Source organism: Bradyrhizobium sp. 23AC (genome assembly GCF_054863025.1).
This window is the reverse complement of sequence record NZ_JAVAYN010000028.1, coordinates 1-15,553: the sequence shown is the minus strand read 5'-3', so window position 1 is coordinate 15,553 and position 15,553 is coordinate 1. Positions and strand designations below refer to the sequence as shown.

The following is a 15,553-nucleotide window of genomic DNA, read 5'->3' as shown; positions in this document are numbered from 1 at the left end:
TCTTTCGTCATTCCGGGATGGCCCGCAGGGCCAGGCCCGGAATCCATAACCACGATCGGGAGTATGGATTCCGGGCTCGCGCCAAGGGGCGCGCCCCGGAATGACAGTGGGGCTAATAAATCGACGGCTCGCCGATTGGCGCGCCGAAATCGGTCTCGAGGAAGTCGAAGTCGCAGCCGTCATTGGCCTGCTTGATGTGCTTGGTGAACATCCAGCCATAGCCGCGCTCGAAGCGGCGCTCGGGCTGCTTCCAAGTGGCGCGGCGTTTTTCCAGCTCGGCTTCGGGGACGTCGAGATTGATGGTGCGCGCGGCGACGTCGAGCGTGATGCGATCGCCGTTCTGCACCAGCGCCAGTGGGCCGCCGATGTAGGATTCCGGCGAGACGTGCAGGATGCAGGCGCCGTAGCTGGTGCCGCTCATGCGCGCATCCGAGATGCGCACCATGTCGCGCACACCCTGCTTCACCAGTTTCGTCGGGATCGGCAGCATGCCCCATTCCGGCATGCCCGGGCCGCCCTGCGGCCCCGCATTGCGCAGGATCAGAATGTGGTCCTCGGTGACATCGAGATTGGGATCGTCGACCGCCTTCTTCATCGAGGGATAGTCGTCGAACACCAGCGCGGGGCCTGTGTGCTTGAGGAAGCGCGGCGCGCAGGCGCTCGGCTTGATCACGCAGCCGTCGGGCGCGAGATTACCCTTGAGCACGGCCAGCGCGCCCTCCTTGTAGATGGGATTGTCGATTCCGCGGATCACGTCGTCGTTGTGAACTTCGGCGCCTTCGATATTCTCGCCGATGGTCTTTCCGGTGACGGTGATGCAATCGAGATGCAGATGCGGCTTGATCTGCCCCATCAGCGCCGGCAGGCCGCCGGCATAGAAGAAGTCCTCCATCAGATACGCATCGCCGCTCGGCCGCACGTTGGCGATCACGGGCACCTTGCGGCTGGCCTTCTCGAAATCGTCGAGGCCGATGTCGAGGCCGGCGCGGCGGGCCTGCGCGATCAGATGGATGATCGCATTGGTCGAGCAGCCCATCGCCATCGCCACCGCGATGGCGTTTTCAAACGCCTTGCGCGTCTGGATCACTTTCGGCGTCAGATCCTCCCAGACCATCTCGACGATGCGTCGGCCGCATTCAGAGGCCATGCGGATGTGGTTGGCGTCGGCCGCGGGAATCGAGGAGGCGCCGGGCAGCGTCATGCCGATCGCTTCGGCGATCGCGGTCATGGTCGAGGCCGTGCCCATGGTCATGCAGGTGCCGTAGCTGCGGGCGATGCCGGCCTCGATATCGAGCCAGTCCTTGTCGGAAATCTTTCCGGCGCGGCGCTCGTCCCAATATTTCCAGCCGTCCGAGCCGGAGCCGAGGGTCTTGCCCTTCCAGTTGCCGCGCAGCATGGGGCCGGCCGGCAGATAGATCGCCGGAATGTTCATCGACGTCGCACCCAGCAGCAGCGCCGGCGTGGTCTTGTCGCAGCCGCCCATCAGCACCACGCCGTCGACGGGATGGCTGCGCAGCAGCTCCTCGGCGTCCATCGCCAGCAGATTGCGATAGAGCATGGTGGTGGGCTTCAGCAGCGATTCCGACAGCGATAGCGCCGGCAGCTCCAGCGGCAATCCACCGGCCATCAGGATGCCGCGCTTGACGTCGTCGACGCGCGACTTGAAATGCATGTGGCAGGGCTGTGCATCCGACCAGGTGTTGAGAATCGCGATGATCGGCCGGTCCTTCCACTCCTCCGGCGCGTAGCCCATCTGCATGGTGCGGGAGCGGTGGCCGAACGAGCGCAGATCGTCGGGCGCGAACCAGCGCGCGCTGCGGAGCTGGTCGGGCGTTATTTTCTTCTTGGTCATGATTGGGTGCCCCATTTCTGCACGGTGTTCCGCTCGATGGCGCGGAAGATCAGGTTCTCGACAAAGAGCCCAATGATGATCACCGTCAAGAGGCCCGCGAACACCGCGGGTATGTCGAGCAGATTGCGGTTCTCGAAGATGAACCAGCCAAGCCCGCCCTGCCCCGAGGACACGCCGAACACCAGCTCGGCCGCAATCAGCGTGCGCCAGGCAAAGGCCCAGCCGATCTTGAGACCGGTCAGGATCGAGCCGAAGGCCGCGGGAATGAGGATTTTCGCCACGTAAGGCAATCCGCGCAGGCCGTAATTGCGGCCGACCATGCGCAGCGTGTTGGACACGCTCTTGAAGCCGGAGTGGGTGTTGAGCGCGACCGGCCACAGCACCGAATGAATCAGCACGAAAACGAGGCTGCCGTTGCCGAGCCCGAACCAGATCAAAGCGAGCGGCAGCAGGGCGATCGCCGGCAACGGGTTGAACATCGCCGTCACCGTCTCGAGGAAGTCGGTGCCGATCCGGGTGGAGATCGCGAGCACGGTGAAGATCGCGGCGAGCGCGATGCCGGCCGAATAGCCCATGAACAGCACCTTCAGCGACGTCCACGCCCGCATCGGAATGGTGCCGTCCTTGACGCGGTCGAACAGCGTGATGGCGGTATCGTGCAGCGTCGGGAACAACAGCGGATTGTCGAGAGCGACGCCGTAGGCTTCCCAGACCGCCGCCAGGAACAGGATGATCACCGACTTGCGGACGAAGCCGTCGTTCCACAACAGCTCGAGCACGCTCAGCTTGCGCTCGACCTCGCCCGCGGCTGAACTGGCGGCGGCAGGCTCGGTCCGCAGCAATATCTTGGCTTCGCCCATCAGAGGCTCCTTCAATGCGCGGTGGCTTCGCCGGCGAACAGGAGATCGTGGATCTCCTTCTCCAGCCGGCCGGCGCTGCCGTCCTCGTTCGAGACCTTGTCGACGTCGATCACCTCGGCCTTGACGCGGCCGGGATGCGGCGACAACAACAGGATGCGGTTGCCGATGCGGATCGCTTCCGCGATCGAATGGGTCACGAACAGCACTGTGAATTTGGTCTCGCTCCAGAGCTGGAGCAGCTCATCCTGGCAGGTCCGGCGCGTCAGGGCGTCGAGCGCCGCGAACGGCTCGTCCATCAAGAGGATATCAGGCTCCATCGCCATGCCCCGCGCGATCGCGACGCGCTGCTTCATGCCGCCGGAGAGCGTGTGCGGATAGGCATCGACCACGCGGGTGAGGCCGACCTTCTCGATATAGGCCCGTGCCTTCGCCTCGGCGTCCCTGCGCGACAGCTTTCGCGCGGTCAGCAGCGGAAACATGACGTTGGCGAGCACGCTCTTCCAGGGCAGCAGCTGGTCGAACTCCTGGAAGATCATCATGCGGTCGGCGCCGGGACCGTGGATCTCGCGATCGCCGATGGTCATGCGGCCCTCGCTCGGGGTCATGTAGCCGCCGACGGCCTTGAGCAGGGTCGACTTGCCGCAGCCGGACGGACCGAGCAGCACGAAGCGGTCGGACTTGTCGACCGTGAAACTCACCCTCTCGGTGGCGGTGACGACTGCGCTGGAGGTCTTGTAGCGCAGCGTCACGGAGCTGACGTCGAGCAGCGCCATCAGTTGCCCTTCAGATCGTGCGCGACGGGGAGATAGTAATCCGTCCAGGCTTTGGGCTGGCTCTTCAGCGTGCCGGTCTTGAACAGATGCGCGGCGAACTTCATCGTGCCCTGCGGCTCGAGATTCCACTCCATCATGCCGGGCTCCTTGAGCAGATCGAGCAGCTCCTCGACCGAGGTCTTGTCGCCGGTGATCTCCTTGTAGATCTCGACCGCCTGCTTGGTGTCGCTGCGGATCAGGGCCTGCGCTTCCTTGGTCGCGTCGCGCACGGCCTGGATGATCTTTGGATTGGCCTCGGCGAATTTGGTGGTGGTGAAGAACTGCGCCTGGCTGAGCGGCCCGCCCATCACATCCGGCGATGACAGCACGATATGCGCGCCCGGCACGTTCTTCAGCTCCAGGAAGGTGAACGGCGGAATCGAGAAGTGGTTGTGCACCTCGTGCTTGGGATTGGACAGCGCCGCATAGGCGTCGGGATGACCGAGTTGAACGGTGTTGGCGTCCAGCTTCGACCATTGATCGGCGCCGAAGGCCTCGGCGGCCGCGATCTGAAGCACGATCGCCTGGGTCGAGACCTTGACGGTCGGCACCGCGATCTTGTCGGAGGGGCCGAAATCCCTGATCGACTTGATGTTGGCGTCGCGGCTGATCAGCGTCATCGGCTGCGCCGAGGTCGCGACGATGCCCTTCACCCCGCCGCGGGTGCGGTCCCACAGCAGCAGAAGATTGCCGGTGCCGGTGTTGAGGATGTCGACGCCGCCCGCGAGCAGCGCATCGGTCTGCGCGCCGCCGCCGGAGAAAGTGATCCATTTGGTGGTGATGCCTGCGACGCCGAGTGAAGCTGCATGCTTCTCGATCAGCTTCAGCTTCTCCATGATGTGGCTCGGCATGTAGAAAATGCCGGGCTGGCGCGACAGCGCGATCTCGGACTTCTGCTGCGCACGCGCCGGCGAAGCCGCCAGCACGGTTGCGACGATCAGGGCGATGGCGGCAGCGCCACGCTGGAATGGCTTGATCATAATTGTTCGTTTCCTCCGACCGCCATTGACGAGCGATCCTGCTAATGCACTAATGCATTAGTGCATTAAAGGCAAGTCCGCCGGAGCCGTCGTCATGGAAACAGCCCATCCCGCGCCCCGCGCGACCCGCCCCGGCGCGCGGCTCGACCGGGCCCGGCAGGCCGCGCCGCAGGTGTTCGAGCGGCTGCGCAACGCCATTCTCGCGCTCGAACTGCCCCCGGGCTCGCCGCTGTCACGCACCGATCTCGCCGCGCAATTCGGCGTCAGCTCGACGCCGATCCGCGACGCCCTGATGCGGCTCGAGGAAGAAGGGCTCGTGGACGTGTTTCCACAGCACGCGACCGTGGTCAGCCGGGTCGATGTCGGCCGCGCCGAACAGGCCCATTTCCTGCGCCAGGCGCTCGAGCTCGAAATCGTCCGGCTGCTCGCGGAGCAACATGACCAGGCCCTGGTCCTCCGCCTCGACCATGTGATCGCGCTTCAGCAGCAGTTCGCCAAGGCTGGAGACTTCGAGAGCTTCATCGCCGCCGACAATGATTTTCACGCGCAGCTTTATGCCGCGGCCGGCAAGCAGGAGCTGTGGACGCTGGTGCGTAGCCGCAGCGGACATATCGACCGGCTGCGCCGGCTGCATTTGCCCTCGCCCGGCAAGGCCCAGAACATCGTCCGTCACCACAAGCTGATCACCCGCGCGATCGAGGCCGGCGACGCCGACGCCGCCCAACAGCATCTGCGCAAGCATCTGTCAGGCACGCTGAGCGAACTCGACAAGATCCGGAGCCATTATCCGGAATATCTGACCGATTGAATCAGGCCGCGTCGCGGCCGCTGCGCCGTTCCGTCGGACCGGTGCGCAGCCTGACGAAGAAGGCCTGGACCTCGGTGGCGAGGCGTTCGGCCGCCCCCGAGACGTGGTTCGCGGCCCCCATCACGTCATCGGCCGAGCGGTTGGTTTCCGCGATGGCGCCGGAGACGGTGCCGATGCTGCTTGCCAGCGTCTGCGTCCCCGATGCCGCCATCTGGACGTTCTGCGAGATCTCGCGCGTCGCCGCGCCCTGCTCTTCCACGGCGCTGGCGATCGCCGCGGTCACCTCGTCGATCCGGCGCATGGCGGTTGCGACCTCCTTGACGGAGGCGACCGCGCTGCCGGTCGAGTTCTGGATCGCGGCAATGTGCTGCGCGATTTCCTGCGTCGCATTGCGGGTCTGGTCGGCCAGTGCCTTGACCTCGGACGCGACCACGGCAAAGCCGCGACCGGCCTCGCCGGCGCGCGCGGCCTCGATGGTGGCGTTGAGCGCCAGCAGGTTGGTCTGGGCCGCAATCGCCTGGATCAAATCGACCACCGAGCTGATGCTTTGCGCGGCTTGCGCGAGCCCCTCGATCTCGCTCTCCGAGCGCGCGGTCACCTCGCCCGCAGAGCGCACGGTCTTGTTGGACAGTTCGATCTGCCGGCCGATCTCGACGATGGAGCCCGCGAGCTGCTCGGCCGCCGCGGCGACGGTCTGGACGTTGACCGCGGTCTGTTCGGAGGCGGTCGCTGCGGACGCGGCTTGGCTCGTCGCATGATTGGCGATGCCGCCGAGGCTCTCCGCGGTCTGCCGCATGGTGCCCGCATTCTCGCCGACCAGCGCGAGCAGGTCGCGCGAGGTCGCGCGAAAGTCCTCGACCGCGTCCTCCATGTTGCGGTTGGCGGCTTCGCGCGCTTCCGCTTCGCGCGCGAGAGACGCCGCCGCCTGCTGCTGGGCGATCACATTGTCCCGGAATTTGGCCACCGCCTGCGAGACCACGCCGATCTCGTCACCGCGCTCGGCGGTCCTGAATTCGACACTTGTGTCGCCGCCGGACAGGCGCGCGGAATCGCTCACCAGCTCGACGATCGGACGGGTGATGGAGCGCGCAACCAGGATCGCAATCACTGTGGCGAGCGCAAGCCCCGCGGCGAGCAGGATCCATTGCAGCAGCAGCAACCGCTCGACCGCGTCGGCCACATTGCGCGCGTCGTCGGCGAGCTTCGACTGCTGGTCGCTCTTCAGACCGCCCGAGCGCTTGCCGTCAGCGTCTTTGCGGCCGTCGAGCAGATCGAGGATGCGGGCGGCGCGCGGCGCGGCTTCGGTGGACAGGATGAAGACCGGCATGTTCCATTGCGGCGTCTGGCGGAGCGCGAAGATCTTCTGCGGCAGCGGGGTGAAGGCCTCATTCGCCTTGACGATGGCCCGGTAAGCGGTCGCCTGCCGTTCGGTGAGCAGATCCGCCTGGGTGCCGACCGATGCGAGCGCGGCCCTGAAGGTCGCCAGCGGCTTTTCGAACTTGTCACGATCGGCGGCCTCGCCCGAGGCCACGTACAGGCGCAATTGCGATCCCGCGGCGGCGAGATTGCCGCGCACATCGGCAAAGGTCTTGAGCAGACGCTTGCGCTGCGGCGTCGCCTCCAGCGCCTCCTCCTCGTCGATCATCGCGGTGATCTCGGCGAACATGGTCGCGATCAGCGGCGCGGCCTCCTTCGCCAGGAGCTCGCTCGCCGGATAGGCCGATGGGGTGAAGGCAGCCAGCTCGGCCTTGTCCTGGGCCTGGCGGAATTCCGCCATCAGCGCCCTGGCTTCGCTCCAGTTGGTCTTGTTCTGCGGATTGGAAAAGCCCTCCGCCATGCGGTCGACCGCGGCGGCCGTGCGATCGAGCTCGGCCCAGACCGCGGCCCGGTCGCGCTTGCCCTGCGCATCGCCCGTCAGCAGGTAGCCGCGCAGCGTCGAAAGCGTGGAATAGAGATTGCCGACGAGCTCCGTGCTGGCGATCGCGACCGGCGCGCGCTGGTCCACCACCGCCCTGATCCGCGACGAAATGTCCGAGACGGCGGCAACGGTGTAGATCACGGTCGCCGCGAGCAGGCCACAGATCAACGCAAAGCCGCCGAGCAGCCGGGTGCGAATTCCGGTGTTCGCGATCGATTTGAACATGAGAGGTCTCGTGCTGATGCCGGTTGGGGAGACGGCTTCGTCGGTTGCCAGAATGCGGAAATGAAATGCGCGAAATACGTTCGGAAACTATCGGAGATTGTAGTCCACGGCCTTTAATCCATCGTGAAGGCCGAGGTTCCGTACAACTACGGCGAGAGTAATATCTCTCGTTTTTGAAATGGGTTACGGTATTCGGAGCCGAAATTTGAACTCATATGCACGCAAGAGTGCGTATGGTATTCGACGGCGTTGGCTACCGGCGCGCCAGGGAAAGGCAATCGCGGCAGACGCGAGGCGCTTGCGGCGCGGCCAGAATCCGCGCAACAATTTCGCATTTGTTGCTTTGATTTGAGGTCGCGGGAGCGTGCCATGCGACCCGGAGGAATTCTGACGTGGCCAACATCCTGATTGTGGATGACGACCCGGCCGTCCAACTCACGATCCGGCTGCTCCTGGAGAGGGCCGGTCATCACGTCACCGTCGCGGGCGATGGCCGCAAGGGACTTGCGCTGTTCGAGGCCAGCCGGTTCGACCTCCTGTTTCTCGACATCTTCATGCCCGGCATGGACGGGCTGGAGACGATGCGTCACATCCGGGTGCTGGCGCCGGCCATTCCGATCATCGTCATTTCCGGCCGTTCGATCACGCCGGATGCCTATGCGGAGCCGGACTTCCTGAAGATGGCGACCAAGCTCGGCGCGGTGGCAAGTTTGCAAAAACCGTTCCGGCCCGACGCCCTGCTCGCCGCGGTCGATGGCTGCCTGAAAGCAGGCGAGCCGGAGGGGTCCGATGTCAGCTCCGGCCACCGATGACGGCGGCGCTTCTGCTCCAGGCCAGACCAGGCGCGGTCATCCGGGAAGCCCTGCGAACATCCGCATGACGCTCGCAACGCGGCTGGCGATCGCGATGATCCTGCTGGTGGCGGTCACCGTGGCCGCAGTCGGATGGCTCGGCTTTCGCAACACCACGCAAGCGGTGATTCCGCGCGTCCTGGAGCGGGTCGGGGCCCAATCGCGCCTGCTCGCGGCCAATCTGGAATCCTATGTTGCCGGGGCCCGCGGCGATTTGATCGGCTATCGCTCTGCCGCGGCGATCAATGGCCTGATCCGCGCTCACGTGGCCGGTGGAATTGACCCTTCAGACGGCGTCTCGGAGCAAACCTGGCGCGAGCGTATCGCCACGCGGCTCGCGGCCGAGATCGAGGCCAAACCCATCTACGGGCAGTTTCGCATCATCGGTCTCGACGACGATCAGCGCGAGCTGGTCCGCGTCGACCGCTCTGGCCCGAATGGAACGGCACGGATCGTCCCCAGCGGCGAACTGGAGCGCAAGGGCGAACGAACGTACTTTGAGGACACGATACGTCTGGCGCCGGGCGAGATTTACGTTTCACCCATCGATCTCGCGACCCGCCAGGGAGGCACCACCGCCCTGCACGTTCCGACGCTGCGGGTCGCAACGCCACTGTTCACGCCGGATGGCAAGCCGTTCGGCATCATCATCGCCAATATCGACATGCGTCCGGCGCTCGACCGCGTCCGCGCGACATCGACCTCGGGGGGCGAGATCTACATCGTGAATTCGCGCGGCGACTATCTCGTTCATCCGGATCGCACGCGAGAATTCGGCGCATTGCATGATCGTCCCAACGACTGGCGCAAGGACTTTCCGTATTTTGGTGCCTTGACCGGTACGCTGGAGGGATCCACGCGCCTCATGACCGACGGGTCGGGCCGGCCGAGCGGGGCGGCGATCGCGCCGGCGCTGCTCGTGGGCAAAGAATGGGTCGCAATCATCGAGACGATCCCCGCGCCGGTGTTCGGCCTCGTACCGGCGGCGATTCAAAGAACGTCCTTACTCGTCGGTATCCTCGCTGTCCTCGCCGCGGCCTTACTCGCGGTGCTGCTTGCGCGCTCGCTAACTCGTCCGATCGGTCGCCTGACCGCGGCGGTGGAGGCCATCGGCAACGGACGGCCAGCCGACATTCCCGTCGATGCGAGCGGCGAGACGGGCGTGCTGGCGCGGGCTTTCGCCCAGATGGTCGAAGAGACGCGGGCGAAGACAGCCGCTCTCGAGCGCGAGATCCGCGAGCATCGACGCACCGAGGCCGCACGAAGCCATCATGCAGCACGCGAGCAATTGTTCAGCGCCGCCGTCGAATCATCCGACGATGCGATCGTGATGCAAACGCTCGATGCCATCATCACGGGCTGGAATCCGGCCGCCGAACGGCTCTATGGTTATTCGGCGAGTGAGGCGATCGGGAAATCCACCGCGATCATCGTGCCGCCCGACCGCCGCGAGCATGGCAAGGGCTATCTGGCGCGGATCGCGCGGGGCGAGCCGATCGAGCGGTTCGAGACGGTGCGCCTGCGCAAGGACGGCACGCCGGTCGAAATCTCGCTCAGCCTCTCGCCGATCCGGGGGCCGTCCGGCGAGATCATCGGCGTCTCCGGGACCGCGCATAGTCTCACCGAGGCGCGGCGGGCCGAGCGGCAGTTGCAGCAGCAGCGCGAAGAGCGCCGGCAGATCTTCGACACCTCGCAGGATCTGATCATGGTCATGGACCCGCGGGGCCATGTCGCGCAGATCAGCCCGAGCAGCGAGACCATTCTCGGCTACCGGCCGGACGAGATGATCGGCCGCAGCGGCGCCGACTTCGTTCACCCCGACCATCTGGCGCAATCGCGCGAGGACATGCGCGCGCTGCGGCGCGGCGAGCGCCCCAAGCTCGCCGACACCCGCTGCTTCCACAAGAGCGGGCACGAGGTCTGGCTGTCCTGGCTCGGCAACTGGTCCGAGCAGGCGCAGCGCTTCTTCTTCGTCGGGCGCGACATGACGGAAGCGCGGCTCGCGCAGGAATCGCTGCGCGAGAGCGAGCGACTCGCCCGAAACATCGTCGAGACCTCGCTCGACGCCTTCATCCAGACCGACGAGACCAGCAGCATCCTGAACTGGAACTCGCAGGCCGAGCAGCTGTTCGGCTGGCGCCGCGACGAGGTGCTCGGCAAGAGCACGATCGACCTCATCGTCGCCGAGAGCGAACGCGACAGGGTCAGGGCCGGCCTGAAGCAATTCCTGGAGAACGAGGACGGCAGGACGCTGAACCGCCGCCGCGAGCTGATGTGCCGCCGCCGCGACGGCAAGGAATTCAAGGCCGAGCTGAGCGTCACCGCGCTGAAGCGCCGCGAAGGCCTGCTGTTCAACGTCTTCTACCGCGACCTCACCGACAAGATCGCCGCCGAGGAGCGCATCCGCCATGCCGAGAAGATGGAGGCGGTCGGCCAGCTCACCGGCGGCGTGGCGCACGATTTCAACAACATCCTCACTGTCATCACCGGCACGATCGAGATTCTCGCGGAGGCCGTCGAGAAGGAGCCGCAGCTTGCGGCCATCACGAAGATGATCGACGAGGCCGCCGCGCGCGGCGCCGATCTGACCCAGCACCTGCTGGCCTTCGCGCGCAAGCAGCCGCTCCAGCCGCGCGAGATCGACATCAACTCGCTGGTGGTAGACACCGCGAAGCTGTTGCGGCCGACGCTCGGCGAGCAGATCCAGATCGAATCGGTGTTCGAGGACGAGAATTGCGTTGCGATCGTCGATCCCAACCAGCTCACCACTGCGATCCTCAATCTCGCGCTCAATGCCCGCGACGCCATGCCCGGCGGCGGCAAGCTGATCGTGGAGACCGGCGCCGCTTATCTCGACGAGGTCTATGCCAGCGGCAACGACGTCCGTCCCGGCCATTACGTGCTGATCGCCGTGAGCGACACCGGCACCGGGATCCCTGCAAACATGCTGCCCAGGGTGTTCGACCCCTTCTTCACCTCGAAGGGACCGGGCAAGGGCACCGGGCTCGGGCTGTCGATGGTCTACGGCTTCATCAAGCAGTCCGCAGGCCACATCAAGATCTACAGCGAGGAAGGCCACGGCACCACGATCAAGATGTATCTGCCGCCCGGCACGACGCCGACAGCCATCGGCGAGGGCGTGACGCCGGCGACGATCGAGGGTGGACACGAGACGATCCTGGTGGTCGAGGACGACCGGCTGGTGCGCGATTACGTGCTGGCGCAGCTGCATGCGCTGGGTTACGTCACCCTGCAGGCCGCGAACGCGGCGGAGGCGCTGGCGATCGTTGCCGCCGGCAAGCCGTTCGACCTGCTGTTCACCGACGTCATCATGCCCGGCAAGATGAACGGACGGCAGCTCGCCGACGAACTGATGAAGACACGCCCCGATCTCAGGGTGGTCTACACGTCAGGCTATACCGAGAATGCGATCATCCATCACGGCCGGCTGGATTCCGGCGTTCTGCTGCTGGCCAAGCCTTATCGCAAATCGGATCTCGCGCGGATCATCCGCAAGGCGCTGAGCGCTTGATTGCTCTTGTGTCCCGAACAAGGCGCAGCGTGCAACGCTGCGACGCAGAGCCGGGACCCAGAACTATCAGCGGTGAAATTTGAGAGATGGGCCCCGGACGCAGCGCATCATTGCGTGATGCGCTGCGTCCGGGGCACGAGTTACGACGCGCGCTGGGCCGCGGTCATCACGATGCGGATCAGATCGGCGGCGTTGCGCGCGCCGAGCTTCTTCATGATGTTGGCGCGGTGATCCTCGATGGTGCGCGGGCTGATGCCGAGGGTGCGGCCGGCTTCCTTGTTGGACGCACCGGAGGCGAACTGCTCGAGCACCTCGCGCTCCCTGCGCGTCAGCGGCTCACGTCCGGGGAAATGCAGGGAGCCGAATTTCGGCGAGGCGTTCTCCGCCTGCCTGCGCGCATAGGCGCCGATCGCCTCGTCGAGCCGGCCGACGATCTCGCTGCCGCGGAAGGGCTTCTCGATGAAGTCCAGCGCGCCGCTCTTGATCGCGCCCACCGCCATCGCGATGTCGCCCTGCCCGGAGATCATGAAGATCGGCGCCGGATAATCCTCGCCGTGCAGCTCCTTCAGAATGTCGAGGCCCGACTTTCCGGGAATGTTCACGTCGAGCAGGATCGCAGCCGGTGTGCGGTTTCGCGCGACGGAGAGCAGCGCTGCGCCGTCCGCAAAACAGATCACCTCATAGCCCGCCGCCTTCAACACCATCGACAGGGTGTCGCGAACGGCAGGGTCGTCGTCGACCACGAAGATTTCACCGCGAGAGCTTTGTTCGGCCATGTGCCACATCCAGTTGGCATGAAGGACTCGCGTCCGCGCCAACCGTTATGGCGTTCGGCGCGGATTCGGCCCACCCGTATTTGTACGGGACATGGACTTAACGCACAAGTAGCGGCAGGGTGCCTAATTGCGGGGTACGGAGAATATCCATGCTAAATTTCGCTAGCACACCCCCGCTCATCGCGATGCCTGAAACTGACAGCCGTCAGTTGATCGTTGCCGATCTTCGCGCCCTGATCACACGGATCGAGAGCAGCATGCGCCTGATCGACGCAGCCATGATGGAAGCTGGCCTGCTGGAAATGGGGTTGGCGCACGACGATAACGGCGATCCGGCCGGTTCCACCGGCATTTTCGTGCTCGACGACGTCACGCCGCGCTATGCGACGGCGAGCGCCGCCCTCAACACCTGCCGGGCGGGCCTTGGCCACGCCCTGCAATGCCTCACGGAATCCGGTAGCCCGGCATAAATCGCGATCAGCGCGGCGCAGCGGCCGCATGGCAGCTCCGCGGCCTAGGCGCGGTGCCGTTCCACGATCGCGTCAGTGGCGACACCACCCCAGGTATGGATCGCCGGAAGGCCCATCGCGGTCTTACCGAGATTGGCGAGGCTGATACGCAAGGCCGCGAGGTCGAGCGGCTTCGGCAGGCTCTGGAGCTCGATCCCGACGGACCGGGCGAAGCTGCGGGCGGCGCTGCGACGCTTGCCGTCCATGCCGCTGATGACGATCACGGCGCCACCGAACTTCGCCGCCGCCATCTCGCGCAGCACGTCGATGCCGTCGCCATCCTCCAGCACGAGATCGAGCGTCACGCAGTCGAAGCGCGCGGCGCGGAGCTTCTCGATCGCATCCGCCACTGACGGCGCCACGGTGACTTCGTGGCCGGCCTGCTTGGCGGCGACCGTGATCAGGCTGCGCTGCGTGGCGTCGTCATCGACCACAAGGAGCTGAAGCGCACGCCGCTCGGCGCCGTCGGGCAGGTTTGAGGTGATGGGGGAAAGAGAACTTCTGGGCATTTCAGTATCCTGAGATTGGGACCATCGATGGATACACGGTTCGCGCTTAGGCCACGTAAAGGTCCTGTCGCGAATTCATTCGGATGTTTTCAGAAAATGTGAAGCAACGGGCCGGAAAAGACGGCGACGGATGCGGGCAGATCACGCCGCTTCGTCGCGGCCGCCGGCTGCGCCGCGCTTCTTCCTGTTCTTGCCGCGCAGGAACTGAATGTCCATCTCGGCGCCGTTGACGCGGACCAGCTCGCAGCGGCGGTAGGCGAGGCCCGTGGACGACAACAGCAGGAAGAACTCTTTCAGGTTCAACCCCTGGATCGAGCCTTCCACCGTGAGGATGGCGTCGGTATCCGAGATCGCGTTGAGCTTGCAGTCGCGGCGCCAGGTGCCGTCGATGGCCATGATGCAGACATCGTAGCCGCGACTGAAAGTCACGCGTTCCGTACCCTTGCCATCCTCGGCCATGTCTATCGCCCTGCCATGGCCGCCATGCGCGGCGCGGCGCCGGCGAGAGCCGGCTTGGCGGCTGCGGCACGCGGATCGTTCGGCTTGTAGAGGCCGCGCCGCTCCGGAATAGGCCGGAACGTATCGGTCAGGCCGACCACGGTTTCGGCCGCCCCCAGCACAAGGAAGCCGTCGGGCTCGATCTGGCGCGCCAGCCGGTTGAAGATGTTGATCTTGGTGTCCTGATCGAAATAGATCAGCACGTTGCGGCAGAAGATGACGTCGAAGGTGCCGAGCTGCGCGAAATCGTGCAGCAGGTTGAGCTGCCGGTGCTGGATCATCGCCCGCAATTCGGGATTGACCTGCCAGGTCTCGCCGGTCTGCTTGAAATATTTCATCAGCATCTGGATCGGCAGACCGCGCTGCACCTCGAACTGGCTGTAGATTCCGGCCTTGGCCTTCTCCAGCACCTCCTGCGACAGATCGGTCGCGATGATCTCGATGCGCCAGCCGGTGAGGGCCGCGCCCATTTCCTTCAGGCACATCGCCAGCGAATAGGGCTCCTGCCCGGTCGAGCCGGCGGCGCACCAGATCCGTATGCTGCGGCGGGCGGCCCGCGCCTTGATAATCTCGGGCATGATGGTGTCGCGGAAATGATCGAACGGGACCTTGTCGCGGAAGAAGAAGGTCTCGTTGGTGGTCATGGCTTCGACCACGTCGGTGATCACCGTGCGCGAGCCGCCTTGCAGCTTCTGCACGAGCTCGCCGATGCCGGAGAGTCCGGCCTTGCGGGCCAGTGGCAGCAGGCGGCTTTCGATCAGATATTGCTTGTCTGCGGAGAGATCGAGACCGGAATTGTCCTTTAGGAACTTACGCAGATACTCATACTCGGTCGGGGTCACGGATGGCCTCTTCGAAGCTGTACTGGAACACTCTGGCCTAAATACGCGGGCCAGACACACTCAGACCATGGCTTGTCCGACCGGGATCAAACCAACTTCAGCGAACTTGTCGGCGATGATGTCTTTGTCGAAAGGCTTCATGATGTACTCGTTGGCGCCGCCGCTGAGCGCCTGGGCAATATGAGCCACGTTGTTCTCGGTGGTGCAGAACACCACCTTGGGCCGGTCGCCGCCGGGCAGGCGGCGCATGTGGCCCATGAATTCGAAGCCGTCCATCACGGGCATGTTCCAGTCGAGCAGCACCGCATCGGGTAGCTGCCGCTGGCAGATCTCGAGCGCCTTCGAGCCGTCCTCGGCTTCGGTGACTTGGAATTCCAGGCCTTCCAGGATCCGGCGCGCGATCTTGCGAACGACGCTGGAATCATCAACCACCAAGCAGGTCTTCATTTTGGTTCTCCGGCTTCGATGTTTCGTTGGCTCACGCAGCCATCTGCACTTTGGTTTCGAGCTCGAGGACGCGATCGACGTCGAGGACGACCATGAGCTGGCCGTCGAGGCGATGGACACCGCCGGCGAGCTTG

Annotated in this window: 14 protein-coding genes and 1 pseudogene; 4 read left to right on the top strand and 11 right to left on the bottom strand. The window is 65.0% G+C overall.

Going from position 1 to position 15,553, the window contains the following annotated elements:
• Nucleotides 1-112: 112 nt before the first annotated feature.
• From araD to RAD10_RS37705, 4 genes are read right to left on the bottom strand one after another with little or no spacing between them, the layout of a single operon-like run.
• Entirely contained in the window at nt 113-1,852 is a 1,740-nt protein-coding gene (gene araD, locus RAD10_RS37720; protein ID WP_461621425.1) for an L-arabinonate dehydratase, read from the bottom strand.
• Entirely contained in the window at nt 1,849-2,712 is an 864-nt protein-coding gene (locus RAD10_RS37715; RefSeq protein ID WP_461621424.1) for an ABC transporter permease, read from the bottom strand. Before RAD10_RS37715 ends, araD begins: the two co-directional genes overlap by 4 nt.
• Nucleotides 2,713-2,723: 11 nt before the next feature.
• Entirely contained in the window at nt 2,724-3,485 is a 762-nt protein-coding gene (locus tag RAD10_RS37710; RefSeq protein WP_018321609.1) for an ABC transporter ATP-binding protein, read from the bottom strand.
• Nucleotides 3,485-4,504, bottom strand: coding sequence for an ABC transporter substrate-binding protein (locus RAD10_RS37705; RefSeq protein WP_461621423.1), 1,020 nt, complete (start codon nt 4,502-4,504; stop codon nt 3,485-3,487). The genes RAD10_RS37710 and RAD10_RS37705 overlap by 1 nt, the downstream gene beginning before the upstream one ends.
• A 94-nt stretch (nt 4,505-4,598) precedes the next feature.
• Here RAD10_RS37705 and RAD10_RS37700 point away from each other — a divergent pair, with 94 nt between their 5' ends.
• A complete protein-coding gene (locus RAD10_RS37700; protein WP_461621422.1) occupies nt 4,599-5,312 on the top strand; it encodes a GntR family transcriptional regulator in 714 nt (237 codons plus the stop codon).
• Between the two features lies 1 nt (nt 5,313).
• Here the strand turns inward: RAD10_RS37700 and RAD10_RS37695 are convergent, their stop codons facing one another.
• Nucleotides 5,314-7,455 (bottom strand): methyl-accepting chemotaxis protein, encoded by a 2,142-nt coding sequence (locus RAD10_RS37695; RefSeq protein ID WP_461621421.1) that lies wholly within the window; start codon nt 7,453-7,455, stop codon nt 5,314-5,316.
• A gap of 392 nt (nt 7,456-7,847) precedes the next feature.
• Between RAD10_RS37695 and RAD10_RS37690 the strand changes: the two genes are divergently transcribed.
• Both RAD10_RS37690 and RAD10_RS37685 read left to right on the top strand, forming a co-directional pair.
• On the top strand, nt 7,848-8,267 hold the full coding sequence (locus tag RAD10_RS37690) for a response regulator (protein ID WP_095425507.1): 420 nt from the start codon (nt 7,848-7,850) through the stop codon (nt 8,265-8,267).
• Nucleotides 8,245-11,838: a PAS domain S-box protein gene (locus RAD10_RS37685; protein WP_461621420.1), complete on the top strand. Its 3,594-nt coding sequence runs from the start codon at nt 8,245-8,247 to the stop codon at nt 11,836-11,838. Before RAD10_RS37690 ends, RAD10_RS37685 begins: the two co-directional genes overlap by 23 nt.
• 140 nt (nt 11,839-11,978) lie before the next feature.
• On the opposite strand, the gene RAD10_RS37680 is transcribed toward RAD10_RS37685, so the two are convergent.
• Nucleotides 11,979-12,614 (bottom strand): response regulator transcription factor, encoded by a 636-nt coding sequence (locus tag RAD10_RS37680; RefSeq protein ID WP_026202588.1) that lies wholly within the window; start codon nt 12,612-12,614, stop codon nt 11,979-11,981.
• Between the two features lie 149 nt (nt 12,615-12,763).
• Here RAD10_RS37680 and RAD10_RS37675 point away from each other — a divergent pair, with 149 nt between their 5' ends.
• The gene (locus RAD10_RS37675) at nt 12,764-13,084 is read left to right on the top strand and encodes a hypothetical protein (protein ID WP_461621419.1); all 321 of its coding nucleotides are present in this window, start codon (nt 12,764-12,766) and stop codon (nt 13,082-13,084) included.
• Between the two features lie 44 nt (nt 13,085-13,128).
• On the opposite strand, the gene RAD10_RS37670 is transcribed toward RAD10_RS37675, so the two are convergent.
• The 5 genes and pseudogenes from RAD10_RS37670 to RAD10_RS37650 all read right to left on the bottom strand — a co-directional run.
• Nucleotides 13,129-13,632 carry a response regulator gene (locus RAD10_RS37670; RefSeq protein WP_461621418.1) on the bottom strand — a complete coding sequence of 168 codons (504 nt, stop codon included), beginning with the start codon at nt 13,630-13,632 and terminating at the stop codon, nt 13,129-13,131.
• 141 nt (nt 13,633-13,773) lie between these two features.
• Nucleotides 13,774-14,091, bottom strand: a complete 318-nt coding sequence (locus RAD10_RS37665; protein WP_018321617.1) for a hypothetical protein — start codon at nt 14,089-14,091, stop codon at nt 13,774-13,776.
• A gap of 2 nt (nt 14,092-14,093) precedes the next feature.
• Nucleotides 14,094-14,972 carry a CheR family methyltransferase gene (locus RAD10_RS37660; RefSeq protein WP_461621417.1) on the bottom strand — a complete coding sequence of 293 codons (879 nt, stop codon included), beginning with the start codon at nt 14,970-14,972 and terminating at the stop codon, nt 14,094-14,096.
• Nucleotides 14,973-15,032: 60 nt separating this feature from the next.
• Nucleotides 15,033-15,419 carry a response regulator gene (locus RAD10_RS37655; RefSeq protein WP_461621416.1) on the bottom strand — a complete coding sequence of 129 codons (387 nt, stop codon included), beginning with the start codon at nt 15,417-15,419 and terminating at the stop codon, nt 15,033-15,035.
• 31 nt (nt 15,420-15,450) lie between these two features.
• Nucleotides 15,451-15,553 (bottom strand): annotated as a pseudogene (locus RAD10_RS37650) (chemotaxis protein CheW); the annotation flags it as partial.